Below are 23,379 nucleotides of genomic sequence, written 5' to 3' on the forward strand. Positions count from 1 at the left end.
TCACCCGAACAGGCCGTGCAGGAACCAGTGCGGTTCGGCCTCGCTCCCCGCCCGCTCCTTGAACACCCAATAGCACGCACCGGCTTCGTCCTGCGCGACGTGGTAATCGCGTGCGGCGAGCTGGCCATCGAACCACCCGGCTTCGATCCGCTCGGCCGACGACATCATCCTGAGCGGCGTATGAAATACCGGCCGCTCGCCGCGCATCAGCAACGGCAGCGGTTCGGCCAGCAGCCACGCGGGACGCGGCGGCACGGCCGGCGGGCCGCCGGCCGGCTTGCCCGCTTGCGCATCGAGCGGCAGCCAGCGGTTCGCGGCCTCGGGCCGATGATCGGCGACGGGCGCCGCGCGCAACACGTTCTCCGCGCCCAGCCGCGCGACCAGCAGTTCGAACAGCCGTTCACGCGTCTCGCGCGTGCCGCCCGGCTCCGGAAAAAGATCGTCGGCCGGCGGTGCGACCGATTCGACGCGCGTGGCCTTCAGCCGCACCGCGATCACCGCGGCCGGCAACTCGACGCGCGCGAGCCGCTCGCCGAGCAGCCGCATGAAATGCACCTCGTCGCGCACGGGTGCGGCGAACGCGAGTTCGAGCGGCGTCGGCGGCACGGCCTGACGGCCGCGCTCGTGCTCGAGATCGAACGTCATCGCGGCCAGCGACAGCTGCCGCGCGGCCAGCCAGCCGCACAGCTGCACGACGAGCCGCCGTGCGGCGAACAGCACGGCTTCCGCGTATTCGACGCGCTCCGGCAATTCGAGCCGCACGTCGAACACGGGCGGCACCGCCATCCATGCAAGCGGCTCGACCGCTTCGCCGTACGCCCGATCGAGCGCGGCCAGCAGCGCGGGACCGCAGCGCCGCTGCAGCCCCGCGCGCGGCAGGCGGCGCAGATCGGCGAGCGTGCGGCAGCCGAGGCCGTCGAACCAGCCCGCATACGGACGCGCGTCGGGCAGCAGCACGCACGGCAGCCGGTCGAGCGTGCGGACGAGCGAGGCCTGACGCGCGACGCGGCGCCGGATGCTCGCGCGCGCCGACGTGCGCGCGAGCAGCCACGCGCCGCGCCCGGTCGGCGCGGCGGACAGGCGCGCCGCATAGCCGAGCGCCGCGAGCGTCGCGCGCACCTGGCGGCACAGCGACGGCAGCCCGCCGAACAGGCGCAGGCTCGGGCCGACGTCGACGAGCAGCGTCGCTTCGTCGTCGAGCGCGACGCACGGCGAGAAGCGCAGCAACGCGAGCGCGACCGCGCGCAGCGCATCGGCTTCGCGGGCGGGATCGCGTTCGACGAGCTGCGTATCCGGCGCGAGCGTGAGCACGCCGCCGCGCTTCATGCCCGCGCGCACGCCCTGTCGGCGCGCGGCCGCATCGGCGATCAGCACGACACCCTGCTCGAGCACCGCACAGCCGGCCTCGCTGGCCTCGCCGGCCGCCGCGTCAGACGGCGGCGGGGCGCACACGTCGAGCGGCAGGCGCGGCAGATGGATGCCGAGCAAGACGCGCATAGCGGCTCTCCACGATGGGCGACGGCAAATCGAGCACGAGCGGCTCGCTGCGCGCGGGCCCGCGACGCTTGACGATGTCGAGCGACACGCCGCCCGGCACCGGATACAGCGCGACGCGCAGCACGGCCGGCGACGGCTGTTTCGCGGCCGACAGCGGACGCAGCATCACGAACAGCGTGTCGCCGGTGCGCGCGGCCGCGAGATGCAGGCGCCGCAGCGCATCGGGCCGCGCGTCCTGCCAGAGCAACAGCGCGCCGCAGCAACCGGTCTTGAGCGCCTGCTCGGCGGCCCACAGCGCATCGGTGCGGCTGCCGGCGCGTAGCCACAGCAGCGCGTCGGCCGGCACGCCGAGACTGGCGAGCGCGGTGGCATGCGGCGACTGCGGCGGCGCGACGAGCGCGAGCGGACGCCGCGCGCTGACGGTACGGGCGAGCGCGGGCGCGAGCAGCCGCATCTCGCCGCAGCCCGGCTGCGCGGCCAGCAGTTCGACGAGGCCGCCGATCGGCCAGCCGCCGCCCGGCAGCTCGGCCGACAGCGGTGCGAAGCCCGTATCGATCGTGCGCGGACCCCCGCGCGCGAGCTGCGAGCCGCGCCAAAGGGACGGATGAAGGGATTCGGGAGCAATGGAGGATGCGAGCATGACGCCACCCACAACTGTATGGATATACAGTATATGGCAATGCGCGCGTGTCGCACAGCACCGGTGCAAAACCGGTTTTCGTCGGAGGAAATCGGGGGAAGCCGGCGCGCCCGTCATGCCACGGCGCGCCGGCCCGCATGGCGCCTCGCGCAACGCGTCAGCCGCGTCGACCGCTTTACGCTATGCTGTCCGCCGACCCGAGCCACATCATCGGAGGGGACTTGAAACGAACGATTCGTACGATCGCATTTGCGGCCGTCGCGCTGGCGGTGCCGGGAGCAGCATTCGCGCTGACCGACGGCTATGCGCAATACGATGACTGCATGCTCAATGCGCTGCGCGATAGCCGCAACGGCGCGGCGGCCCAGTTGATCCAGCGCTCGTGCGACGCGCTGTACCGCAACAACGCGATGCTGCTGCCGCGCGAGCGGCGCTTTCACGAGTGCGTGGTGCAATCGCTGCCCGGCGTGCGCGACAACTATGCGATCCAGCAGATCATGTCGATTTGCTCGCGGCGCGGGGAGATGTGAGCGCATGCCGGTCGGCCCGCCGCTCCTGAAGGGTCCGTGCAACGCAGCCGTCAGAGCGCAAACGTACGACCCGGTGATCAGTCAGTTGTAGAGCCAACGCCCTGCCTTGGCCGATTCGATCAACATTCGGACGTTCAGGTCCGGAACGTGATGAACGACTCTTTTCCTGAACGGATTGATCAGATCGAGAAGCGAAAAATCGTCTTCCGGGTAATATTTTTTAATGTCGAACCCACTCATATCGACATTAAATTCTTCCGAATACTCCCGCATTACCTCTTCGACCTCAGCTACATCGAATCCCAGGTCGGCATCCAGATCAGTATTCTCAGCAATACTCACGCCCCTCGGCATCACCGAAAAACCGGCTTTCCGCCTGACAAAGTCAATCACCCTGCGATCAATATCTACCATAACCTGTCCGCCTCCCTCGCCACCCTATTATAGTGATTCACCGCCTTCCGAGTGATGACGAAAATATCGCTGGCAAGAATTACCCACCCCAGCACAGGTATCGTTCTTCCCACAAAGGTCCCGACGTTTCTCACCATTCTTATTTTCAAATTCCTCACCGGACCGCCTACCAGCGTGGGCAATTGAAGACCAAACGGGAACTGCGTCTTCTGAAAAATTCTTCTCGAATATTGGCCCGCACGCGAAGTCCCCTTGATTGCTCCGTCGGGCTTCACTCTGGTCGATACATCATTTTTACCCAGCAAGATCATGCCAACCGACACGGCATCATCGACGCCCAACTGATTCATCGTTTCGTCAACCATGATCCAGAAGAACAACTCTCCCGCAGTCAGATTGACCATCCCATAGTAATGGTAAGCCCCATTCCATTTCTCTACGGCACCCATTCAGCGTCCTCGTTCGTAATTTTTAAAAATCCTTTTTTAGTCTAACGAAGACGTACGGTTACCGTGCCGACAAACCCGGCCGATCTGTTGGCTGATCACACCGCAACGACGGTGGAATCTCACGCGGAATGAATCGTTATTCGGCTCGACGTGAACAACGACGGGGCACAGCGGGATGCCGGAGAGAAAAAGTGCATAGCGATTCCGAATTCGAGCGGTCGCGCACACGCTCCATACCAACGTGTCGAACCGTTACCAAACGGCTTTTATCCATGAACGCCAATGCAATTGCGGCGTGTAATCTTCACGCTGCTCCTCCATCTCGAAAACACTCCAAGCGCGCATAAAAAAAGGCCTGCACACGTGCAGGCCTTCATTCGATCGACCGATCGCGTTCAGAACGACGCGACCATCGAGCCCTTGAACTGCTTCTTGATGAATTCCTTCACTTCCGGCGACTGGTACGCCTTGACCAGCTTCTTCACCCACGGCTGATCCTTGTCCTTCGCGCGCACCGCGATCAGGTTCGCGTACGGGCTCGTCAGCGATTCGAGCGCGATCGCGTCCTTGGTCGGCTGCAGGTTCGCGGCCAGCGCGTAGTTCGTGTTGATCACGGCCGCGTCGACGTCCGACAGCACGCGCGGCAGTTGCGCGGCGTCGAGTTCGGAGATCTTCAGCTTCTTCGGGTTCTCGGCGATGTCGAGCACCGTCGCGTTGTTGCCGCCCGTGCCGGCGCCCGACTTCAGCTTGATCACGCCTTGCGTCTGCAGCAGCAGCAGCGCGCGGTTTTCGTTCGACGGATCGTTCGGCACCGCGAGCTTCGCGCCTTGCGGCAGTTCCTTCAGCGACTTGAACTTCTTCGAGTACACGCCGATCGGCGAGATGTAGGTCAGGCCCGCGCTGACGATCTTGTAGCCGCGCTGCTTCACCTGGCTGTCGAGGTAGGGCTGGTGCTGGAAGCTGTTCGCGTCGAGGTCGCCCGAGTCGAGCGCCGCGTTCGGCTGCACGTAGTCGTTGAACTCGATGACCTTCACGTTCAGGCCTTCCTTCTCTTTCGCGACCTTCTGCACGACTTGCCACACTTCCGAATCCGGGCCGGCGACCGTGCCGACCTTGATCACCTTGTCGTCGGCGTGCGCGCCGGCCGACAGCGTCAGCGCGGCGCCGGTGGCCAGCACGGAAAATACCTTCAGGAGACTGCGACGCTTCATCTGTTTCTCGCTTGCTTGCTTACTTGAAATGGGGCGCGATACGGGTATGCCCGGACTCGCAGGAAGGGCCAAATGGTGTCACAGGATCGGCGGGAAGTGAAATACATCCCGCTCATATGGGTATGCACCAGCGCAGTGCTGGCGGCCGACGCACGACTCGGCCGTTAGTTGCATTCCTTCTCCGCGACGCATCAGCCCATCGGCCTGCACGCGTCACGCCGCCACTGGCGCATCAGCCCCGCCGAATGCCGGTTCGGCCACCCCGCCCCCGGCCCCGCGCAGCGACGGGCCGCCGGCATTGCCGACCCGGAACGCGCCGACCGCATCGCGCAGCCGCGCGGCCTGTTCCTGCAGCGACGCGGCCGCCGCCGCGGCTTCCTCGACGAGCGCCGCGTTCTGCTGCGTCACCTGGTCCATCTGCGTGACTGCGCGCCCGACCTGCGTGATGCCGCTCGCCTGCTCCTCGGACGCGGCCGCGATCTCGCCCATGATGTCGGTCACGCGCGCGACCGCCTGCAGGATCTCGCCCATCGTCGTGCCGGCCTGGCCGACCAGCGCCGAGCCGTTGCGCACGCGCTCGACCGAATCGACGATCAGCGCGCGGATCTCCTTCGCGGCCGTCGCGCTGCGCTGCGCGAGCGAACGCACCTCGCCGGCGACCACCGCGAAGCCGCGCCCCTGCTCGCCCGCGCGCGCGGCCTCCACCGCCGCGTTCAGCGCGAGGATGTTGGTCTGGAACGCGATGCCCTCGATCACGCCGATGATGTCGGCGATCTTGCGTGAGCTGTCGTCGATCTCGCCCATCGTGCCGATCACGCGGTTCACGACGTCGCTGCCCGTGCGTGCGATGTCCGACGCATTGTTCGCGAGCCCGCTCGCCTGCCGCGCGTTGTCGGCGTTCTGCTTCACCGTCGCGGTGAGCTGCTCCATGCTCGCGGCCGTTTCCTCGAGCGACGCGGCCTGCTCCTCGGTGCGCTGCGACAGGTCGTCGTTGCCGGCCGAGATCTGGCGGCTCGCCGACGCAATCGCCTCGGCCGACTGGCGAATCCCGCCGATCGTCGCCTGCAGCCGCGCCTGCATGTCATGCATCGCGGCCATCATGCTCGTGCGGTCGCCCGCGCGCACCGGCACCGGCTGCGTGAGGTCGCCCTGCGCGATGCGCGCCGCGAGCGCGGCCGCTTCGTCCGGCTCGCCGCCGAGGCTGCCGCGCACGTTGCGGATGATCACCAGCATCGCCGCGCTGATCACGAAGCCGATCACGAACACCACGGCCAGGTGGCCGAGCAGCGTCCGGTAGTAAACGGTGTCGATGTCCTTCAGGAACACGCCGCTCGAGATGTTCCAGTCCCACGGCGCGAACCGCGTGACGTAGCTGATCTTCGGCACGGCCGTCTCGCTGTGCGGCAGCCGCCCGCGATATTCGGCGAAGCCGCTGCCGGTCGCCTTCGCCGCGTTCAGGATCGTCACGAACAGCGGCTTGCCGTCCGGATCGAGATAGTCGCCGACCTGCGTGTCGACGAGCTTCGGCAGCGTCGGATGCATCAGCACGACCGGCTTCGAATCCATCACGAACACATAGCCCGCATCGCCGTAGCGCATCGCGGCGAGGCTTGCGAGCGCATCGCGCTTCGCATCGGCCTCGGGCAGCGTGCCGCGCTGCGCGAGCGCGTGATAGGCCTTCACGATGCCCGCCGCCGAGTCGACGAGATTCGCGATGCCGGCCTTGCGTTCGGCGAGCATCGTCGCGCGCGTTTCGTAGGCGCTCCATGCGCCGACGCCCAGGAGACCGATCCATACCAGCGCAAGCGCGAGCCACAGCTTGCGGTTCAAACTCATTCTGCTCATCTGCGTGCCTCTGTCGATGTCGATGCATCCGGCGCGCGAACGGCCTGCCGCGCGCAAACGGTTGCTCTTTCAATTACGGCACCGAGGCTTACATCTTGAATACGGGCCGCCGCGCCGAACCGGCGCTCGACACGCACGCCGCCCGTCACGCGGCGGCGCCGGCGCGACAGCCCGCGTCCGCTGTGCTAAAAAGACCGGCCGGCCGGCGCGCGACGCGCCGGCATCATTCCAGAGCCATCCATGTACGTCATCGACATCCACTACACGGCGTCGCTCGAGCGCATCGACGACGCGCTCGAACGCCACCGCGCGTATCTGCAGACGCAGTTCGACAAGGGCATCTTCATCGCGGCGGGGCCGAAGGTGCCGCGCGAAGGCGGCGTGATCCTCGCGGCCCGCATCGATCGCGACGAACTCGACGCGATCCTCGAGACGGACCCGTTCGTCACCGAGGGGCTCGCCACGTATCGCGTGACGGAATTCCGGATCACGCGCGCCGCGTCCGGCTTCAACGTGCCGGCGCTGCCGTAGCGCGGCGTCGGCGCAATACGCACGGGATACGCACGGGATACGCACGGGATACGCACGCGACACGCACGCAATACGCGCGCATGCCGACGCGCCGCCCGGCGGGCAGCGCATGCGCACGACGAATGAGAGAAGGGAAAACGTGACGACGCGAAAACGGCCGTCACGCGAAACGCCAGGCCGGGCGCCCGGCGGCTGCCGGTCAGTCGACCAGCAGCTTCAGGTCATGGACCCACGGGGCCGGGCCCTGGCCGTCGCGCACGAACAGGCGCAGCTTGCCGTCGCGGTCGAACACGTAGCTCGCGGCCGTGTGATCCATCGTGTAGCTGCCGGGCGTCTTGCCGGGCACCTTCGCGTAATACACGCGGAAATCCTTCGTGACTTTCTTCAGCGCCGCTTCGTCGGCCGGCCGCAGGCCGATGAACGACGGATCGAACGCGGGCACGTACTGGCCGAGCAGCGCCGGCGTGTCGCGTTCCGGATCGACGGTGACGAACAGCACCTGCACGCGCTTCGCGGCATCGGGCCCGAGCTGCTTCAGCGCTTCGGACAATTCGGCCATCGTGGTCGGGCACACGTCCGGGCAGTGCGTATAGCCGAAGAACATCACGACGGCACGGCCCTTGAAGTCGGCGAGCGTGCGGACCTTGCCGGTCGTATCGGGCAGCGAGAAGTCGCTGCCGAACTGCGTGTTGCCGGTGATGTCGAGATTCTGGAATTTCGGCGCGTTGTCGCATCCGGCGAGCAGCAGCGCTGCCGTGAATGCGCACGCGAGCATCCAGCCTTGGCGCGCGCGGCGCCCGAACCGTGATGGGAGCATTGCGTTCAAACCGTGCGGTTACACGCCGAGCAGCGGGCGTGCATAGTGATCGACGAGCAGCGCGGCAAACAGCAGCGACAGATAGACGATCGAGTAGCGGAAGGCCTTGCGGGCGAGTTCATCCGAATAGTCGCGATGGATCTTCCACGCATACGCGAGGAACACCGCGCCGAGCAGCACCGCGCTCGTCAGGTAGACGGCCCCGCTCATCCCGGAAATGAACGGCATCAGCGTGACCGCGAACAAGATCACCGTGTACAGCAGGATATGCAGCCGCGTGAACTTCTCGCCGTGCGTGACGGGCAGCATCGGCAGCCCCGCGTTCTCGTAATCCTTGCGGCGATAGAGCGCGAGCACCCAGAAATGCGGCGGCGTCCACACGAAGATGATCAGCACGAGGATCCACGCGTCGCCCGGCACCGCGCCGGTGACGGCGGCCCAGCCGAGCGCCGGCGGCATCGCGCCCGACGCGCCGCCGATCACGATGTTCTGCGGCGTCATCGGCTTGAGCAGCAGCGTGTAGACCACCGCGTAGCCGACGAACGTCGCGATCGTCAGCCACATCGTCAGCGGATTCGTGAACGTATAGAGCGTCCATGCGCCGACGCTGCCGAGCAGGGCCGAGAACAGCAGGATCTGCGGCGTCGTGATCTCGCCGCGCGCGGACGGGCGCCACGCGGTGCGGCGCATCATCGCGTCGATCTTCTGTTCGACGAGACAGTTGATCGCGAACGCGGCGCCGGCCAGCAGCCAGATGCCGATCGTGCCGCCGATCAGCACGTGCCACGGCACCATGCCCGGCGTCGCGAGGAACATGCCGATCACCGCGCAGAACACCGCGAGCTGCGTGACACGCGGCTTCGTCAGCGCCATGTACTGGGAAAAGCGGCTACCGGGCGATTGGGAGAGGGTGCTTTGCATGGGGACGGTCACGCCGGGGCGGCGTCGCGCGCGGGCTGCGCGACACGGCCGGGGCGGCTTGAAAGGATGCGAAAGTTTAACATGACGACGAGCAGCAGCAGGATCGCGGCGCCGCCGTTGTGCGCGACGGCGACGGGCAGCGGCCACTGCAGCACGATGTTGGTCAGGCCCGTGACGAACTGCAGCAGCACGACCAGCAGCACGCCGTTCGCGGGCCGCCGCAGCGATTCGAAGCGGCGCATCCGCAGCGCGAACGCGACCAGGTACGCGACCACGACGAACGCGAACGTGCGGTGCGTCCAGTGGATCGCGACCAGCGCGTCCTGCGTGATCGCGTCGCCGTCCTTAGTCATCCCGAGCGCGCGCCACAGGTGGAAGCCGTGCTGGAAGTCCATCGGCGGGATCCACTGGCCGTTGCAGGTCGGGAAGTCGGTGCACGCGAGCACCGCGTAGTTGGTGCTCACCCAGCCGCCGAGCGCGATCTGCACGACCAGCAGCACGAGCGCCGCGAGCGCGGCCGCACGGTACCGCCCGGCCTCCGGGTCATGCGACGGCAGCGGCGTCTGCCGCGCCGCGAGCCAGCCGAGCGTGCCGAGCAGCGTGAGGCCGAGCAGCAGGTGGATCGTGACGATCACCGGCTGCAGCTTCATCGTGACCGTCCATGCGCCGAACGCGCCCTGCACGAGAATCAGCAGCAGCAGGCTCGTCGGCCACCACGGCGACACGTGCAGCGGGCGGCGGCGCAGCCGCGCGGCCCACGCGATCACCACCTGCGCGATGATCAGCACGCCGATCGCCATCGCGAAATAGCGGTGGATCATCTCGATCCACGCCTTCGTCATGCTGACGGGGCCCGTCGGCATCGCCTGGTGCGCGGCCGTGATCGCGGCATGCGCGATGAACGGCGACGACGTGCCGTAGCAGCCGGGCCAGTCGGGGCAGCCGAGGCCCGAATCGGTCAGCCGCGTGAAGCCGCCGAACATCACGAGGTCGAGCGTCAGGAACGTGGTGATCCACACGAGCTTGCGGAACTTGTCGTCGTCGGCCTTCACCCACACGTACGACAGCGGCAGCAGCGCGATGCACAGGCCGATCAGGCCGAGTTGCAGTAGATACGACATCGGAATGGTGCCTCGTTCTCTCGCCTTAACCGATGCTCGACCACTTCAGCAGCTTCGTCACGTCCGACTTGATCTTGCTGGGATTCGGGTCTTTCGGGAAACGCATCATCAGGTTGCCGTTCGGGTCGACCATGTAGATGTGGTCGCTGTCCTTCGTGCCGGCCTCGGCCGGCAGCCACGCGGCCACCGCGGCCGGATCGGCGACGAGCCGGCGCGTGTCCGGATACGCGTCCAGCACCTTCTGCGGCGTCGCGCCCGCATCGCTGCGCAGCCACACCATCGTGATCCGGTGCCGCTCGCCCGCCTGCGTGACGCGGATCTGGCGCATGAAATAGAGCTTCTGCGCGCACGCGTCGTCGCACGCGCTGCGGTCGGTCATCACGAACAGCCAGACCCCGCGCAGCGACGACAGCGGCACCGTCTTGCCGGTTTCGTCGGTGACCTGAAGATCCGCCGGAATCGGGCGCTGCGGCTCGATCAGCGCGCCGTAGTTCGTCGATCCGCCCTTCGGCTTGATCACGTAATAGGTGAAGTACGACGCGATCATCGGCGCGGCGCACACGAGACCCAGCAGCACGAGCATCCAGCGGCCGCGCTTGCGGGCCGCGGGCGAGATCGGCGCAGCGGCCGGACCCTGACGGGAAGATTGCATGGACAAATCAGACCTCTCGAAACGAACCCGCGGCGCCGGCGCCGCGTCCTGACATGGCGCTCACGCGCCGGCCGACTTCTTCGCCGCACGCCGCGCGGCGTACAGGCCGAAGCCGAGCGCGGCCGCCGCCATCGCCCACCACTGAAACATGTAACCGTAATTGCGCTCGACGCCGGTCGTCGCCGTCGGCCAGTCGCGCACGAGCTTGTCGCCGTCGTCGCTCGTCTGCTGGATCACGAACGGCTGCAGCGGCAGCCCGGTTTCCTTCGCATACGCGGCGACGTCGAGGTTCTGCCGGATCTTCTGGTGCGCGGCCGACCCGCCTTCGCCGAGCTCGAACGCGCGCGACGCATCGGCGCGCGCGATGCCGACGATCTCGACGTCGCCCGTCGGCGTCGCGAACGGCTCGATCGCCGTGCGATCGGCGATGTTGCGCGGCAGCCAGCCGCGGTTCACGAGCACGACGCCGCCGCCCGTGAGTTTAAACGGCATCACGACGTAAAAACCCGGCTGGTCGTTATACGGCCGATTGTCGAGGAACACCGCCTGCTCGGGCAGGAAACGGCCCTTTGCCCGGACGCGATGAAACTCGATCGACGCGAGCGGCACCGGCTGCGCGCCGAGATCGACCGGCGCCGCCTGCTCGTAGCGCGCGATGTTCGCCTGCAGCGCTTCCTTCTGGTGCGCGCGATCGCGTTGCCAGAAACCGAGACGGATCGTGACGGCGACGACGACGAGGATCAGCAGCGCAGGCAGCCAGCGAATCTTCATCGCGCGGCCCGCCCGGCGCGTTCGCGAAAGCGAAGTGCGATAATTATCCTCTTCCCTTCGAATTGCCGTCGTCCGGTTCGTGTCATGCACATCCTCGTTCCCATCGCCTTCGTCCTCATCATTGCCAGCATGGGCTCGGCGCTCTACTTCATGATGCACGACCGCGGCCATACGAAGCGCATGGTCTGGTCGCTCGCCACCCGCGTCGGGCTGTCGGTGTCGCTGTTCCTGCTCATCCTGTTCGCGAACTGGATGGGCTGGATCCATTCGACCGGCCTGCCGATCGGGCGTTGATGCCGTTGCCGCCGTGAGCGCTGTGACATTTAGCCGCACGGCCGCGCCACCAAGCAAAAGCGCCGCCTGACTGAGTCGCGGCGGCGCCAGGGTGGTGTCGCTCGCAGCTCGCCGCCGCGCCCACGACACCAAGGAAAACGGCCCGCGCATCGCTGCGCGGGCCGTCGTTCCATTTACAGCCAGTAGACGACGACGTACAGGCCGAGCCAGACGACGTCGACGAAGTGCCAGTACCACGCGGCGCCTTCGAATGCGAAGTGATGATCGGGCTTGAAGTGGCCGCGGATCATCCGCACCAGCACCACCGCGAGCATCGTGCCGCCGAGGAACACGTGGAAGCCGTGGAAGCCGGTCAGCAGGAAGAACGTCGAACCGTACACGCCCGAGTTCAGCGTCAGGTTCAGTTCGTTGTACGCGTGGTAGTACTCGAAGCCCTGCAGGAACAGGAAGCAGATACCGAACACGAGCGTCGCGGCGAGCCACGCGATCGCCTTCTTGCGATGATCGTCGCGCAGCGCGTGGTGCGAGATCGTCAGCGTCACGCCCGACGACAGCAGGAACGCGGTGTTCAGCGTCGGGATCGGCCACGGGCCCATCGTCTTGAAGTGACCGGCGAGCGCGGCGGGGCCTTCGTTCGGCCACACGGCGGAGAAGTCCGGCCAGATCAGCTTGTAGTCGAGGCTGCCGAGCTGGTGCAGCGCGATTTCACGCGCATAGAACAGCGCGCCGAAGAACGCGCCGAAGAACATCACTTCCGAGAAGATGAACCAGCTCATGCTCCAACGGTACGACTTGTCGACGTTCTTGCCGTAATGACCGCCTTCCGATTCGGCGATCGCGTCGCCGAACCAGTGATACAGCGTGAAGAGCAACCACAGCAGGCCGAGCAGCGCCGTAAACGGCGCCCAGTCGTGACCGTTGATCCACAGCGCGGCCGACCCGAGCATGACCAGCAGGCCGATGGCCGCGCTGATCGGATGCTGCGACGGATGCGGCACGAAATAGTACGGGGTCTGGTTTTGACCGCTCATGCTTGATTCTCCACTTCAGTCCAATTTGTGTACCGGAAACCGCTCCGGCTTTATTTCTTGCGCGGCGAGACCGCCACCGCTCTTTCCTGCACGCCGCGCCGTGGCGCCGCGCACCGCATTCCTTCGTGGCCGCGAGCCGCTAGCCGCACGCTCAACCCACGACCGCACGCACGATCAGGATCAGCACGCCGATGAACACGCCGGCCGCGAGCAACGCGACGATCAGCACGTGCAGCGGATTGAGCTGCGTCGCGTCGGCCTCCAGGTCGCGCCGCTTGCGCACCCCGAAGAACGACCACAGCACCGCTTTCAGCGCCTGACCGAACGTTCCGCTCCGCTTGACTTCCGTCATCGCCCCGCCTCCGTCGTCATGCGTCCGGCTTCGCCGCACCCTGCGCCGCCGCCGTACTGCGCTGCGCCGGTGCCGGCGTGGCCGGGGTATTCAGCTCGAAGAACGTGTACGACAGCGTGATCGTCTTCACGTCCTTCGGCAATTTCGGGTCGATCACGAACACCACCGGCATCTTGCGCGACTCGTTCGCGGTCAGCGTCTGCTGCGTGAAGCAAAAGCACTCGATCTTCTTGAAGAACTCCGTCGCCTGCTTCGGCGCGTAGCTCGGAATCGCCTGCGCCACGACCGGCCGGCCCTGCCCGTTCGTCACGTCGTACACGATCGTCGTCAGTTCGCCCGGATGCACGTCGAGGCTGTTGTGCTCCGGCTTGAACCCGAGCGGCCCGCGCGCATTCGCATCGAACTCGACCGACACCGTGCGGCTCGTGTCGACCTGCGAGTTCTTCACCTCGCGCTCGCTGACATCGCGCTGCACCAGGTTGTTGATGCCGGTGATCTGGCAGATCGCCCGATACATCGGGATCAGCGCGAAGCCGAAACCGAACATCAGCCCGGCCACGACGAAGAGCTTCACCAGCATCGAACGATTGAACGCGCGATCCACGGCGCCCTCTTCCGGCTTCGACATACGACGACTTCCTCGCTACTGCGTCAGTTGCTGCATCAGTGGGTGGACAGCCACCACTGCTTGATCACGACACCCACGAAAAAAACGGCGGCGATGACGAGCAGGGTGAGGCCGAGCCGCTTGTTGCCCGCGCGAATCTGCTCGGGCGTTCGTCTTTCTGATGGATTCCGGGTCATCTGAAACTTCGCTGAAACTTCGCTTCCGCGCCCGCCGCGCCTGCCTGCGCGGCAGGCAGCGGCGGAGCGCACCGTGAAACTTACTCGACGTGCGGCGGTTGCTCGAACGTGTGGAACGGAGCCGGGCTCGGCACCGTCCACTCGAGGCCCGTCGCGCCGTCCCACGGCTTGTCGGACGCCTTTTCCAGCTCGCCGCCGCCACGGTAGGCCGGCAGCGCGACCGCGAACAGGAAGTACACCTGCGCGAGGCCGAAGCCGAATGCGCCGATCGTCGCCACCTGGTTGAAGTCCGTGAACTGCGCCGGGTAGTCCGCATAGCGGCGCGGCATGCCCGCGAGACCGACGAAGTGCATCGGGAAGAACGTCAGGTTGAAGAAGATCATCGACGCCCAGAAGTGGATCTTGCCGCGCGTCTCGTTGTACATCCAGCCCGTCCACTTCGGCGCCCAGTAGTACCAGCCCGAGAACAGCGCGAACAGCGAGCCCGCCACCAGCACGTAGTGGAAGTGCGCGACCACGAAGTAGGTGCCGTGATACTGGATGTCGAGCGGCGCCATCGCGAGCATCAGGCCCGTCAGGCCGCCGAACGTGAACACGAACAGGAAGCCGATCGCGAACAGCATCGGCGTTTCGAACGTCATCGAGCCGCGCCACATCGTCGCGAGCCAGTTGAACACCTTCACGCCCGTCGGCACCGCGATCAGCATCGTCGCGTACATGAAGAACAGCTGGCCGGTGACCGGCATGCCCGTCGCGAACATGTGGTGCGCCCAGACCATGAACGACAGGATCGCGATCGACGCCGTCGCGTACACCATCGAGCTATAGCCGAACAGCGTCTTGCGTGCGAACGCCGGGATCACCTGCGACACGATCCCGAACGCCGGCAGAATCATGATGTACACCTCGGGGTGGCCGAAGAACCAGAAGATGTGCTGGTACATCACCGGGTCGCCGCCGCCTGCCGCGTTGAAGAACGACGTGCCGAAGTGGCGGTCGAACAGCACCATCGTGATCGCGCCCGCCAGAACCGGCATCACCGCGATCAGCAGGTACGCGGTGATCAGCCACGTCCACGCGAACATCGGCATCTTCATCAGCGTCATGCCCGGTGCGCGCATGTTCAGGATCGTCACGACGATGTTGATCCCGCCCATGATCGACGACGCGCCCATGATGTGGACCGCGAAGATCGCGAAGTCCATGCCCGGGCCCATCTGCGTCGACAGCGGTGCGTACAGCGTCCAGCCGGCGGCCGTCGCGCCGCCCGGCGCGAAGAACGAACCGACCAGCAGCACGGCCGCGACCGGCAGCAGCCAGAAGCTGAAGTTGTTCATCCGCGCGAACGCCATGTCGGATGCGCCGATCTGCAGCGGGATCATCCAGTTCGCGAAGCCGACGAACGCCGGCATGATCGCGCCGAACACCATGATCAGGCCGTGCATCGTCGTGAGTTCGTTGAAGAACTCCGGACGCATGATCTGCAGGCCCGGCTCGAACAGCTCGGCACGGATGCCGAGCGCCATCACGCCGCCCGACAGGAACATGATGAACGAGAACAGCAGGTACAGCGTACCGATGTCCTTGTGGTTGGTGGCGAACAGCCAGCGACGCCAGCCGTGCGGGGCTTCGTGCGCGTGGTCGTCGTGCGCGTGGTCCGCGGCTACGTCGTGCCCGATGCTAGACATGAGAATCTCCTAATGCGAATACGTCGACTAACTCAGCGACACGTCAAGCCGCCGGGCCGATCTCGACACGCCGGGCTTCCTTCGCGTCAGCCCCGCCCGTGATCGTTTCCGGCTTTTTGAGAATAATGTGGTCTTCCGCCACGCCTGCTGCCTTCAGCGCATCGCGCACGGCCTGCGCGCGATGCTTCGCCAGTTCGGCGTTCGCGTCGGCCGAGCCCGTCTTGTCGGTGAAGCCCGACAGCGCGAGCTTCGCGTCCGGATGCGCCTTCGCATAGTCGGCCGCGGCGGCGATCGCCGCCTTCGCGTCGGCCGGCAGCACGCTCTTGCCCGTCTCGAAGTAGATCGTCGACAGCGCGGCCGATGCCGCTGCCGCCGGCTGCTCGGCGCCCGACGCGGCTTGCGCCGGTGCCGAAGCCGCTTCCGCCGGTGCCGCTGCCGTTGCCGCGCCCGCCGTGTCTTCCGGCAGCTTGCCGTTGCGTGCGTCAGCCACTTGCTTCGGCTGCAGCAGGTCGTTCTTGTGGTTGCCCCACGAGTTGCGTTCGTACGTGACGACCGAAGCGATGTCGAGGTCCGACAGCGACGCCCACGACGGCATCGCGCCCTTGCCGTGCAGCACGCGCTCGACGTGCGCGGCGATCGGGCCGTTCACGATCGGGCTGCCGTCCATCGCCGGGAATGCGCCGAGGCCCTTGCCGTTCACCTGGTGGCAGGCCGCGCAGTTCGCCTTGTAGACTTCCTCGCCGTGCGCGACGAGTTCGGCCATCGTGTAGACCTTGTTCGGATCGACCGCTGCGCTGGCCAGCTTGGCCTTCTGCGCGGTGACCCACTTCGCGTAGTCGTCGTCCGACAGGACTTCGACCACGACCGGCATGTACGCGTGTTCCTTGCCGCACAGCTCGGTACAGAAACCGCGGAACGTGCCGACCTTGTCGGCCTTGAACCACGTGTCGCGCACGAAGCCGGGGATCGCATCCTGCTTCACGCCGAACGCGGGCACGTACCACGAGTGGACGACGTCGTTCGCGGTCGTGATGATGCGGATCTTCTTGTTGACCGGCACGACGAGCGGGTTGTCGACTTCCTGCAGATAGGTGTCGGTGATCGGCTTCTTGCCCATCACTTCGTCGCGCGGGGTGGTCAGCGTCGACAGGAAGCCGATGCCCTCGCCCGGGCCCTTCACGTAGTCGTAGCCCCACTTCCACTGGTAGCCGGTGACCTTGATCGTGAGATCGGCGTTCGTCGTGTCCTTCATCGCGACGACGGCCTTCGTCGCCGGCAGCGCCATCAGCACGACGATGACGAACGGCACGATCGTCCAGATGATCTCGACGGTCGTGCTTTCATGGAAATTGGCGGCCTTGTGGCCCTTGGATTTGCGGTGCGCGAAGATCGAATAGAACATCACGCCGAACACGCCGACGAAGATCACCGTACACAGGATCAGCATCATCGTGTGGAGATCGTAGAGCTCCTCGGCGATCTTCGTGACAGGCGGCTGAAAGTTGATCTCGTTGACACGGGGGCCGCCCGGGCTATCACCGACCGCCAGGGCCGCACCGGCAAAGAGCAATCCGCTGCATGCCAGCACGCCCGCGAGGGCTCGCTTGATTGTTTTCATAGCATCCTTACCCAAAATTTCCATTCAAACCCTCCCCCGTCGCAAGCCGCCGGCCTGTTCCGGCCGATGACTGCGCCTCGTCAGCCGCAGCGCCTGAGCGACACGCGCAGTTCGTCGGCGAACTGCGCGCGCTTGTACTGCGCGAGATGCTGCCCGATTACGACGGTCTGCCCGCGCGATACCAGCCGAATCGGATCGCGTGGCGTCGCACCCGGCTCGACCCGCACCCAGCGCGGGTTGAATTCGATCTGCGTGAGCCGCTCCGCATCCATCCGCTCGATCACGAGCCGGTGCGGAAACAGCCTGATGCGCTCGTAATCGACCGCATGACGAGCATAGATCGCAAATGCGACACCCACCGCCAGCAACTCGATGCCGGTGAAGGGCATGACGAGCCAGGCCCCTCTCCACATCAGCAACGCCGCGATCGCCAGCGAGAAGCCCGCGAGCGACGCGTAAAACAGCACGAACTGGCGTGGCGACACCGAACAGTTGCGTTTCATCAGCCAGTCTTCGAGGACCGGTTCGCCGTTCGCCGTCTCCGCCAAAACGCTCGCTGCTTCCATCGCCGCCTCACGCGAATGGCATGCGATGCATGCCTGCATCGGACTCGTCGCCCCGTATTGCGGGGACCCCGGGACGACAAGCTGACGCATTATAGGCGGGTTCAATGGCATCCACAAGCAAGCGCCTATCGCCCGCCAAGCCAAGCGCGACAAGCTTTCCGGCCGTTTTTGCCGCCAATTCGACCCCGCTTTGCGCCGCTAATTTCAGACATAACAAAACCCCTCTTTACCGCTTTACCGATTCTTCGGACGCCCCTTGCCGATGTCCTCGATGCGCACGATCCCGTGCCCTTCCGCGGTCGTGCGCGGCACGGCCTTCCACGCGTGGCCGTAGATCACCTCGAAGGTGAGCGGAATCGTGCCGTCCTCGCGCCGGCGCGCGTCCAGCGCGTCGCCGAGCGCCGCGCGAAAGCGCCGCGTCGCGTGCTGCGGCGCCGTGCGCTCGAACGGATAGGCGCCCCAACGGCGCACGTCGGCCAGCAGGGAATCGGGGGTCTTGTAGGTGACGGTCAGCACTTCCTGGTCCATCACCGGAATCTCGAAGCCGCTCTCGACGAGCATGTCGCCGAGGTCGTGCATGTCGACGAAATCGATCACGCGCGCGGCGGGCGGCGCGATGCCGAGCGCCGCTTCGGCGTCCACGCAGGCCGCGCGCAGCTCGCGCAGCGTGTCGGGGCCGAGCGTGCTGAACATCAGCAGGCCGTTTACGCGCAGCACGCGCTGCCATTCGGGAAAGACGGTATCGGGACGCGAATGCCAGTGGAGCGCGAGATTCGACCAGATCAGGTCGAACGCGCCGCCCGGGAACGGCAGCGCGGCGAAATCGGCCTGCGCGACGCGCGGGCCGCGCTGGCCCAGCGCCCGGCCGAGCGACGCCGGCAGCCAGCGGCGCCAGGTGGTCTGCTCGACCTCGCGCTGACCGGCCCGCGCGAGCATCGCGCCGGACAGGTCCACGCCGAACACCGGCGCTTCCGGAAAGCGCGCGCGCAGCGCCGGCAGGTCGTCGCCCGGGCCGCAGCCCGCATCGAGCACGGCCGCGGGGCTCACCTTGATGTATTCGAGGCGCTCGTTCATCCGCTGCGCGATCTCGCGCGGCAGGAACGCAACCGCATCGAACGTGGCGGCACGGCGATCGAAGATCCGCCGCAGGCGCCTGGTGTCATTGGCCGGACGGCCGGTTGAAGTCGAAGCTGGGGACATGTCGGGCACACTGGCGAAGAGCCCGAAGTATACTCGCTCGCCTCGCAAGCTTCATTGAGGCGGCGTGCCAGGAGTGTTGCGATGGTCCGAGTTTCCGCCGAGCGCACGTTGCGCGTCGTTTTGTCGCAGGTTCGAACGCTGGCCGGGCGCGTTGCCGCGGCCACGTTGCCGAATCGCTGCGCGCTGTGCGGCAATTTGTCACACGCGGTGATTTGCGGCGCCTGCGATGCCGCGTACTGGAATGAAGCGCGGCTGCGCTGCGAGGTCTGCGCGGTGCCGCTCGGCGTCGGGCACGCGCGGTCACGCGGCGGCAGTCGCAGCGGCGCCGCCCGCGCGGCCGCGTACCGGTGCGAAACGTGCCGCACCGAACCGCCGCCGTTCGATGCCACGCTCGCGCTCGCCGATTACCGCGCGCCGCTCGACGGGCTCGCGCGCGGGCTGAAGTTTCATGCGCGGCTCGCGCTCGGCGGCGAATTCGCGGCGCGGCTCGCACGGCTGGCCGACGACACGCGCGGCGCGAGCGGCTTCGACCTCGTCGCGCCGGTGCCGCTGTCGCACCGGCGGCTCGTCGCGCGCGGCTACAACCAGGCATGGGCGATCGCGCGTCCGCTCGCGCGCCGGCTCGGCGTGCCGGCGGACGCGGCCTTGCTCGCGCGCGTCGCCGACACCGCGCCGCAGTCGCGGCTCGACCGGCACGCGCGGCGCGACAACGTGATGGCGGCTTTCGCGGTGGCAGGCGGCGTCGCCGGCCGCCACATCGCGCTCGTCGACGACGTGATGACGTCCGGCGCGACGCTCGCGGCGGCCGCGCAGGCGCTGAAGGCGGCGGGCGCGGCGCGCGTGACGAATCTGGTTGCGCTGCGCACCGCCAGGGATTAATTAGAGAGAGGCCGGCACGCCCGCGTGCGGCCGTCACGAACCGGCCGGCCGGATGCACGCGCGCGTTGCGCCGCTCCGGCCGCCCCAGCCAAACCGAAACATGTTCAACGTCGTCCTCGTCGCCCCCGAAATTCCGCCGAACACCGGCAACGTGATCCGCCTGTGCGCGAACACCGGCGCGCACCTGCACCTGATCGAGCCGCTCGGCTTTCCGCTCGACGACGCGCGGATGCGCCGCGCCGGCCTCGACTATCACGAGTATGCGCAGATGCGCGTGCACCGCGACTGGGACGCGTTCGTCGCGTCCGAAGCGCCCGATCCCGCGCGGATGTTCGCGTTCACGACGCGCGGCTCGGGCCGCTTCCACGACCACGCGTTCCTGCCCGGCGACTGGTTCGTGTTCGGCTCGGAAACGCGCGGCCTGCCGGCCGAGCTGCTCGAACGCTTCCCGAACGAACAGCGCGTGCGGCTGCCGATGCGGCCGGACAACCGCAGCCTGAACCTGTCGAACACGGTCGCGGTGGTCGTGTTCGAGGCGTGGCGTCAGGCCGGCTTCGAAGGCGGCGCCTGACGCGCGCCGGAGGCGACCCGCGGCGCGCAACGCGTCAGGTTCGCGCGAGCCGCGCGCGGTACAGGTCGTAAATGTCGGGGGAAAAGCACGCGAACACCACGCGTGCGAGGCTCGGTGCCTGCGCCAGCATTTCGGCGACGGTGCCGACCGCGATGTCGACGGCCTCTTGCGCCGGATAGCGGTAGATACCGCAACTGATCGCCGGAAACGCGATCGACGTCGCGGCGACTTCCTCGGCCAGCTCGATCGCGCGCCGGTAGCACGACGCGAGCAGGTCGGCCTCGCCGCGCGCCCCGCCGTACCAGACCGGCCCGACCGCATGGATCACATAGCGCGCCGGTAACCCGTGGCCGCGCGTGAGCTTCGCGTCGCCGGTGTCGCAGCCGCCGAGCGTGCGGCACTCGGCGAGCAGGCCGGGGCCGGCCGCGCGGTGGATCGCGCCGTCGACGCCGCCCCCGCCGAGCAGCGAGCCGTTCGCCGCGTTGACGATCGCATCGACGTCGAGCGTCGTGATGTCGACGAGTTGCGCATCGAGCGTGGTGGAATGGATCTGCAGCATGACAACCTCGCGGAACGCCGGAGACTGTTCAAGCGTAGTCCGCTTTGGCGCCGCGCGCCCGGCGCAACCGTGCCGGGCGGCGCCAGCCGTACTACTCGGCGCGCGCGTCGCGCCGCAGCAAGCCGCTGACGGCGTCGCGCGGCGCGATCCCGTCGAACAGCACGCCGCACACGGCTTGCGTGATCGGCATGTCGATCGACTGCGCGTGCGCGAGCGCCAGCACGGCCTGCGCGCAGCGCACGCCTTCGGCCACGTGGCCGAGCGCGCCGAGGATGTCGTTCAGCGTGCGGCCGGCCGCCAGTTGCAGGCCGACCGTGCGGTTGCGCGACAGGTCGCCCGTCGCGGTGAGGATCAGGTCGCCGAGGCCCGTGAGGCCCGTGAAGGTTTCCGCGCGGCCGCCGAGCACCACGCCGAGCCGCGACATTTCGGCGAGGCCGCGCGTGATCAGCGCGGCGCGCGCGTTCAGCCCGAGGCCGAGGCCGTCGGAAATGCCCGTCGCGATCGCCAGCACGTTCTTCACCGCGCCGCCGACCTCGACGCCGACCACGTCGTCGCCCGTATAGATCCGCATCGCGCCGTGATGGAACGCGGCGAGCGTACGCTCGCGGCATTCGGCCGACGCGCTCGCCACCGTCAACGCGACGGGCAGCGACTGTCCGACCTCGCGCGCGAAACTCGGGCCCGACAGCACGCCGTTGCTCTGCTGTTCGGGCAGCTCGGCCGCGATCACCTGATGCGGCAGCAGATGCGTGTCGGCCTCGAAGCCCTTGCAGACCCAGACGACGTGCGCGGGCACGCAGCCCGCGTCGCGCATCGCGTGACACAGCGTGCGCAGCCCGGCCACCGGCGCGGCGATCACGCACAGCGCGTCGTCCGCGGCGCCATGCGCGAGCGCGGCGCCGAGATCGGCGTCGTAGCGCAGCGCGTCAGGCAGCGCAATGCCGTCCAGATAGCGGGAATTTTCGTGCCGGGCCTGCAGCCCGGCGATGAGCGCGGCGTCGCGCGCCCACAGAAGCGTATCGTGCCGCGCGGCCAGATGGCCCGCGAGCGCGGTGCCCCATGCACCGGCGCCGAGAACGGCTACTTTCATACCCAGCACCGGTCCGAGCGCAACGTCAGTTCAGCGTCGTGCCATTCGGCGCGCCGTTCGGTGCGCCTGCCGCACCGGCCTGCTGCTGAAGCTGCGCGAGACGCTGCTCGTACAGCGCCTGGAAGTTGATTTCCGCGAGGTGAATCGGCGGGAAACCGGCGCGCGTGATCGCGTCGGCGATGTTCGAACGCAGGTACGGGAACAGGATCGTCGGGCACGCGATGCCGACGAGCGGGTCGAGCTGTTCGTCCGGAATGTTGCGGATGTCGAAAATGCCGGCCTGCTTCGCTTCGATCAGGAACGCGACCTTGTCCTTCACCTTCGCGGTGACGGTACCCGACACGACGACTTCGAACACGCTTTCCGCGAGGCGGTCGGCCTTGACGTCGACTTCGACTTCAACCGACGGCATGTCCTGCTCGAGGAAGATCGCCGGCGAATTCGGCTGCTCGAGCGACATATCCTTCAGGTAGACGCGCTGGATGTTGAAGAACGGTTGGTTTTCGACGTCGGACATGGTGTTTCCCTAAAAGTGGTGACGGGGCGGCCCGGCTGTGCGCCGGCCGCCACGGATGAATCCTGCGCGCCCAAGCCGCGGCGCGGCCGGCGGCCATTCTGCCCTAATCAGGCCGCTTGCAGAAGCGGCACGAGGCCGCCTTCGCGGTCGAGCTTCGACAGATCGTCGTAGCCGCCGACGTGCGTGTCGCCGATGTAGATCTGCGGCACCGTGCGGCGCCCCGTGCGCGTCATCATTTCGTCGCGGCGGGCCGGATCGCGATCGATCAGCACCTTCTCGATCTGCTCGACGCCGCGCAGCTTCAGCAGGCGCTCGGCCTGCATGCAATACGGACACACCTGCGTGCTGTACATCAAAACCTTGTTCACTTCGCCACTCCTTGTTTGACGACCGGCATCCCGGCCTGCTGCCAGGCGGCCACGCCGCCCTCGAGCACGTGCACCTCGGCGTAACCCGCCGCCTCGACCTCGCGCGCCGCCTTCTGCGACTGCTGGCCGTTCTGGCAGACGAGCAGCACCGGGGTGCTCTTGTTCTTCGCGACCTGCGCAATTTTCGCGCCGATCTCGCCCGCCGCGACCTGACGCGCCGACGGCAGGTGGCCGGCGGCGAAATCGGAGGCCGCGCGCACGTCGATCACGACCGCGTTGCGACGGTTGATGAGCTGCGTCGCCTCCGCGGCAGACAGGCCGCCGCGGCCGCGGCGTAGGGCCGGCCACGCCAGCAGGCCGCCGGAAACCACCAGGATCGCGATAAGGGCCAGGTTCGTGTAATTGGTAAAGAACGTCACGGAATGCCGCCGGAAAAAGAGAAA

Annotated in this window: 29 protein-coding genes; 5 read left to right on the forward strand and 24 right to left on the reverse strand. The window is 67.1% G+C overall.

Annotated features, from left to right (window positions below):
* Positions 1-1,497, reverse strand: a complete 1,497-nt coding sequence (locus HWX14_RS28420; RefSeq protein WP_175885669.1) for a DNA polymerase Y family protein — start codon at positions 1,495-1,497, stop codon at positions 1-3.
* Positions 1,430-2,137, reverse strand: a complete 708-nt coding sequence (imuA, locus tag HWX14_RS28425; protein WP_175885670.1) for a translesion DNA synthesis-associated protein ImuA — start codon at positions 2,135-2,137, stop codon at positions 1,430-1,432. The genes HWX14_RS28420 and imuA overlap by 68 nt, the downstream gene beginning before the upstream one ends.
* A gap of 221 nt (positions 2,138-2,358) precedes the next feature.
* Between imuA and HWX14_RS28430 the strand changes: the two genes are divergently transcribed.
* On the forward strand, positions 2,359-2,667 hold the full coding sequence (locus tag HWX14_RS28430; RefSeq protein ID WP_175885671.1) for a VF_A0006 family four-cysteine protein: 309 nt from the start codon (positions 2,359-2,361) through the stop codon (positions 2,665-2,667).
* A gap of 81 nt (positions 2,668-2,748) precedes the next feature.
* On the opposite strand, the gene HWX14_RS28435 is transcribed toward HWX14_RS28430, so the two are convergent.
* The 4 genes from HWX14_RS28435 to HWX14_RS28450 form a co-directional block, all read right to left on the reverse strand.
* Positions 2,749-3,081 (reverse strand): DUF1493 family protein, encoded by a 333-nt coding sequence (locus HWX14_RS28435; RefSeq protein ID WP_175885672.1) that lies wholly within the window; start codon positions 3,079-3,081, stop codon positions 2,749-2,751.
* On the reverse strand, positions 3,075-3,530 hold the full coding sequence (locus tag HWX14_RS28440; protein ID WP_175885673.1) for an STM2901 family protein: 456 nt from the start codon (positions 3,528-3,530) through the stop codon (positions 3,075-3,077). Before HWX14_RS28440 ends, HWX14_RS28435 begins: the two co-directional genes overlap by 7 nt.
* A gap of 395 nt (positions 3,531-3,925) precedes the next feature.
* Positions 3,926-4,741 (reverse strand): MetQ/NlpA family ABC transporter substrate-binding protein, encoded by an 816-nt coding sequence (locus HWX14_RS28445; protein WP_175885674.1) that lies wholly within the window; start codon positions 4,739-4,741, stop codon positions 3,926-3,928.
* A gap of 213 nt (positions 4,742-4,954) precedes the next feature.
* Positions 4,955-6,586, reverse strand: a complete 1,632-nt coding sequence (locus HWX14_RS28450; protein ID WP_175885675.1) for a methyl-accepting chemotaxis protein — start codon at positions 6,584-6,586, stop codon at positions 4,955-4,957.
* A gap of 240 nt (positions 6,587-6,826) precedes the next feature.
* Here HWX14_RS28450 and HWX14_RS28455 point away from each other — a divergent pair, with 240 nt between their 5' ends.
* A complete protein-coding gene (locus HWX14_RS28455) occupies positions 6,827-7,117 on the forward strand; it encodes a YciI family protein (RefSeq protein ID WP_175885676.1) in 291 nt (96 codons plus the stop codon).
* Positions 7,118-7,316: 199 nt separating this feature from the next.
* On the opposite strand, the gene HWX14_RS28460 is transcribed toward HWX14_RS28455, so the two are convergent.
* The 5 genes from HWX14_RS28460 to HWX14_RS28480 are packed head-to-tail and all read right to left on the reverse strand — an operon-like array spanning position 7,317 to position 11,399.
* On the reverse strand, positions 7,317-7,934 hold the full coding sequence (locus tag HWX14_RS28460) for an SCO family protein (protein WP_006477739.1): 618 nt from the start codon (positions 7,932-7,934) through the stop codon (positions 7,317-7,319).
* Between the two features lie 18 nt (positions 7,935-7,952).
* Complete coding sequence (cyoE, locus tag HWX14_RS28465) at positions 7,953-8,855, reverse strand: heme o synthase (protein WP_175885677.1); 903 nt, start codon at positions 8,853-8,855, stop codon at positions 7,953-7,955.
* A gap of 8 nt (positions 8,856-8,863) precedes the next feature.
* Complete coding sequence (locus tag HWX14_RS28470) at positions 8,864-9,976, reverse strand: COX15/CtaA family protein (RefSeq protein ID WP_175885678.1); 1,113 nt, start codon at positions 9,974-9,976, stop codon at positions 8,864-8,866.
* A 25-nt stretch (positions 9,977-10,001) separates the two neighbouring features.
* On the reverse strand, positions 10,002-10,628 hold the full coding sequence (locus HWX14_RS28475) for a cytochrome C oxidase subunit I (RefSeq protein ID WP_175885679.1): 627 nt from the start codon (positions 10,626-10,628) through the stop codon (positions 10,002-10,004).
* A gap of 60 nt (positions 10,629-10,688) precedes the next feature.
* Positions 10,689-11,399, reverse strand: coding sequence for an SURF1 family protein (locus HWX14_RS28480; protein WP_244130375.1), 711 nt, complete (start codon positions 11,397-11,399; stop codon positions 10,689-10,691).
* 84 nt (positions 11,400-11,483) lie between these two features.
* Here HWX14_RS28480 and HWX14_RS28485 point away from each other — a divergent pair, with 84 nt between their 5' ends.
* Positions 11,484-11,693, forward strand: a complete 210-nt coding sequence (locus HWX14_RS28485; protein WP_006477735.1) for a twin transmembrane helix small protein — start codon at positions 11,484-11,486, stop codon at positions 11,691-11,693.
* A 173-nt stretch (positions 11,694-11,866) separates the two neighbouring features.
* On the opposite strand, the gene HWX14_RS28490 is transcribed toward HWX14_RS28485, so the two are convergent.
* The 8 genes from HWX14_RS28490 to HWX14_RS28525 all read right to left on the reverse strand — a co-directional run bounded on the left by HWX14_RS28490 (position 11,867) and on the right by HWX14_RS28525 (position 18,952).
* Complete coding sequence (locus HWX14_RS28490; RefSeq protein WP_006477734.1) at positions 11,867-12,724, reverse strand: cytochrome c oxidase subunit 3; 858 nt, start codon at positions 12,722-12,724, stop codon at positions 11,867-11,869.
* 151 nt (positions 12,725-12,875) lie between these two features.
* On the reverse strand, positions 12,876-13,076 hold the full coding sequence (locus HWX14_RS28495) for a DUF2970 domain-containing protein (protein WP_011546273.1): 201 nt from the start codon (positions 13,074-13,076) through the stop codon (positions 12,876-12,878).
* Between the two features lie 16 nt (positions 13,077-13,092).
* Positions 13,093-13,704 carry a cytochrome c oxidase assembly protein gene (locus HWX14_RS28500; protein ID WP_089468522.1) on the reverse strand — a complete coding sequence of 204 codons (612 nt, stop codon included), beginning with the start codon at positions 13,702-13,704 and terminating at the stop codon, positions 13,093-13,095.
* Between the two features lie 35 nt (positions 13,705-13,739).
* A complete protein-coding gene (locus HWX14_RS28505; RefSeq protein ID WP_089435671.1) occupies positions 13,740-13,880 on the reverse strand; it encodes a cytochrome oxidase small assembly protein in 141 nt (46 codons plus the stop codon).
* 80 nt (positions 13,881-13,960) lie between these two features.
* The gene (gene ctaD, locus HWX14_RS28510; protein ID WP_006477731.1) at positions 13,961-15,568 is read right to left on the reverse strand and encodes a cytochrome c oxidase subunit I; all 1,608 of its coding nucleotides are present in this window, start codon (positions 15,566-15,568) and stop codon (positions 13,961-13,963) included.
* Positions 15,569-15,611: 43 nt separating this feature from the next.
* Positions 15,612-17,210 carry a cytochrome c oxidase subunit II gene (gene coxB, locus HWX14_RS28515; RefSeq protein ID WP_175885681.1) on the reverse strand — a complete coding sequence of 533 codons (1,599 nt, stop codon included), beginning with the start codon at positions 17,208-17,210 and terminating at the stop codon, positions 15,612-15,614.
* A 56-nt stretch (positions 17,211-17,266) separates the two neighbouring features.
* Entirely contained in the window at positions 17,267-17,791 is a 525-nt protein-coding gene (locus HWX14_RS28520; RefSeq protein WP_175885933.1) for a DUF2244 domain-containing protein, read from the reverse strand.
* A gap of 195 nt (positions 17,792-17,986) precedes the next feature.
* Positions 17,987-18,952 (reverse strand): methyltransferase domain-containing protein, encoded by a 966-nt coding sequence (locus HWX14_RS28525; protein WP_175885682.1) that lies wholly within the window; start codon positions 18,950-18,952, stop codon positions 17,987-17,989.
* An 81-nt stretch (positions 18,953-19,033) separates the two neighbouring features.
* Here HWX14_RS28525 and HWX14_RS28530 point away from each other — a divergent pair, with 81 nt between their 5' ends.
* Both HWX14_RS28530 and trmL read left to right on the forward strand, forming a co-directional pair.
* Positions 19,034-19,831: a phosphoribosyltransferase family protein gene (locus HWX14_RS28530; protein ID WP_175885683.1), complete on the forward strand. Its 798-nt coding sequence runs from the start codon at positions 19,034-19,036 to the stop codon at positions 19,829-19,831.
* Between the two features lie 100 nt (positions 19,832-19,931).
* A complete protein-coding gene (trmL, locus tag HWX14_RS28535; RefSeq protein ID WP_124452151.1) occupies positions 19,932-20,402 on the forward strand; it encodes a tRNA (uridine(34)/cytosine(34)/5-carboxymethylaminomethyluridine(34)-2'-O)-methyltransferase TrmL in 471 nt (156 codons plus the stop codon).
* A 34-nt stretch (positions 20,403-20,436) separates the two neighbouring features.
* On the opposite strand, the gene HWX14_RS28540 is transcribed toward trmL, so the two are convergent.
* The 5 genes from HWX14_RS28540 to HWX14_RS28560 all read right to left on the reverse strand — a co-directional run bounded on the left by HWX14_RS28540 (position 20,437) and on the right by HWX14_RS28560 (position 23,355).
* Positions 20,437-20,961, reverse strand: a complete 525-nt coding sequence (locus HWX14_RS28540) for an O-acetyl-ADP-ribose deacetylase (RefSeq protein ID WP_175885684.1) — start codon at positions 20,959-20,961, stop codon at positions 20,437-20,439.
* A gap of 91 nt (positions 20,962-21,052) precedes the next feature.
* Entirely contained in the window at positions 21,053-22,051 is a 999-nt protein-coding gene (locus HWX14_RS28545; RefSeq protein WP_175885685.1) for an NAD(P)H-dependent glycerol-3-phosphate dehydrogenase, read from the reverse strand.
* 25 nt (positions 22,052-22,076) lie between these two features.
* Positions 22,077-22,568, reverse strand: a complete 492-nt coding sequence (gene secB / locus HWX14_RS28550; RefSeq protein ID WP_006481561.1) for a protein-export chaperone SecB — start codon at positions 22,566-22,568, stop codon at positions 22,077-22,079.
* Positions 22,569-22,675: 107 nt separating this feature from the next.
* The gene (gene grxC / locus HWX14_RS28555; protein WP_175885686.1) at positions 22,676-22,936 is read right to left on the reverse strand and encodes a glutaredoxin 3; all 261 of its coding nucleotides are present in this window, start codon (positions 22,934-22,936) and stop codon (positions 22,676-22,678) included.
* Positions 22,933-23,355 carry a rhodanese-like domain-containing protein gene (locus HWX14_RS28560; protein ID WP_027785516.1) on the reverse strand — a complete coding sequence of 141 codons (423 nt, stop codon included), beginning with the start codon at positions 23,353-23,355 and terminating at the stop codon, positions 22,933-22,935. The genes grxC and HWX14_RS28560 overlap by 4 nt, the downstream gene beginning before the upstream one ends.
* Positions 23,356-23,379: the final 24 nt, after the last annotated feature.

The organism is Burkholderia sp. BCC0044 (genome assembly GCF_902832955.1).
GTDB lineage: Bacteria > Pseudomonadota > Gammaproteobacteria > Burkholderiales > Burkholderiaceae > Burkholderia.

Bases quoted from the DNA above. Each gene is read 5' to 3' on its own strand.
- HWX14_RS28495 (WP_011546273.1), bottom strand. From the start codon at position 13,076: ATGACGGAAGTCAAGCGGAGCGGAACGTTCGGTCAGGCGCTGAAAGCG.
- HWX14_RS28525 (WP_175885682.1), bottom strand. From the start codon at position 18,952: ATGTCCCCAGCTTCGACTTCAACCGGCCGTCCGGCCAATGACACCAGG.
- HWX14_RS28480 (WP_244130375.1), bottom strand. From the start codon at position 11,399: ATGAAGATTCGCTGGCTGCCTGCGCTGCTGATCCTCGTCGTCGTCGCC.
- HWX14_RS28530 (WP_175885683.1), top strand. From the start codon at position 19,034: ATGGTCCGAGTTTCCGCCGAGCGCACGTTGCGCGTCGTTTTGTCGCAG.
- HWX14_RS28445 (WP_175885674.1), bottom strand. From the start codon at position 4,741: ATGAAGCGTCGCAGTCTCCTGAAGGTATTTTCCGTGCTGGCCACCGGC.
- HWX14_RS28490 (WP_006477734.1), bottom strand. From the start codon at position 12,724: ATGAGCGGTCAAAACCAGACCCCGTACTATTTCGTGCCGCATCCGTCG.
- HWX14_RS28540 (WP_175885684.1), bottom strand. From the start codon at position 20,961: ATGCTGCAGATCCATTCCACCACGCTCGATGCGCAACTCGTCGACATC.
- HWX14_RS28460 (WP_006477739.1), bottom strand. From the start codon at position 7,934: ATGCTCCCATCACGGTTCGGGCGCCGCGCGCGCCAAGGCTGGATGCTC.
- HWX14_RS28450 (WP_175885675.1), bottom strand. From the start codon at position 6,586: ATGAGCAGAATGAGTTTGAACCGCAAGCTGTGGCTCGCGCTTGCGCTG.
- HWX14_RS28420 (WP_175885669.1), bottom strand. From the start codon at position 1,497: ATGCGCGTCTTGCTCGGCATCCATCTGCCGCGCCTGCCGCTCGACGTG.
- HWX14_RS28440 (WP_175885673.1), bottom strand. From the start codon at position 3,530: ATGGGTGCCGTAGAGAAATGGAATGGGGCTTACCATTACTATGGGATG.
- trmL (WP_124452151.1), top strand. From the start codon at position 19,932: ATGTTCAACGTCGTCCTCGTCGCCCCCGAAATTCCGCCGAACACCGGC.
- HWX14_RS28485 (WP_006477735.1), top strand. From the start codon at position 11,484: ATGCACATCCTCGTTCCCATCGCCTTCGTCCTCATCATTGCCAGCATG.
- ctaD (WP_006477731.1), bottom strand. From the start codon at position 15,568: ATGTCTAGCATCGGGCACGACGTAGCCGCGGACCACGCGCACGACGAC.
- HWX14_RS28435 (WP_175885672.1), bottom strand. From the start codon at position 3,081: ATGGTAGATATTGATCGCAGGGTGATTGACTTTGTCAGGCGGAAAGCC.
- secB (WP_006481561.1), bottom strand. From the start codon at position 22,568: ATGTCCGACGTCGAAAACCAACCGTTCTTCAACATCCAGCGCGTCTAC.
- coxB (WP_175885681.1), bottom strand. From the start codon at position 17,210: ATGGAAATTTTGGGTAAGGATGCTATGAAAACAATCAAGCGAGCCCTC.
- HWX14_RS28500 (WP_089468522.1), bottom strand. From the start codon at position 13,704: ATGTCGAAGCCGGAAGAGGGCGCCGTGGATCGCGCGTTCAATCGTTCG.
- HWX14_RS28545 (WP_175885685.1), bottom strand. From the start codon at position 22,051: ATGAAAGTAGCCGTTCTCGGCGCCGGTGCATGGGGCACCGCGCTCGCG.
- HWX14_RS28475 (WP_175885679.1), bottom strand. From the start codon at position 10,628: ATGCAATCTTCCCGTCAGGGTCCGGCCGCTGCGCCGATCTCGCCCGCG.
- HWX14_RS28470 (WP_175885678.1), bottom strand. From the start codon at position 9,976: ATGTCGTATCTACTGCAACTCGGCCTGATCGGCCTGTGCATCGCGCTG.
- imuA (WP_175885670.1), bottom strand. From the start codon at position 2,137: ATGCTCGCATCCTCCATTGCTCCCGAATCCCTTCATCCGTCCCTTTGG.
- HWX14_RS28520 (WP_175885933.1), bottom strand. From the start codon at position 17,791: ATGCAGGCATGCATCGCATGCCATTCGCGTGAGGCGGCGATGGAAGCA.
- cyoE (WP_175885677.1), bottom strand. From the start codon at position 8,855: ATGCAAAGCACCCTCTCCCAATCGCCCGGTAGCCGCTTTTCCCAGTAC.
- HWX14_RS28455 (WP_175885676.1), top strand. From the start codon at position 6,827: ATGTACGTCATCGACATCCACTACACGGCGTCGCTCGAGCGCATCGAC.
- HWX14_RS28505 (WP_089435671.1), bottom strand. From the start codon at position 13,880: ATGACCCGGAATCCATCAGAAAGACGAACGCCCGAGCAGATTCGCGCG.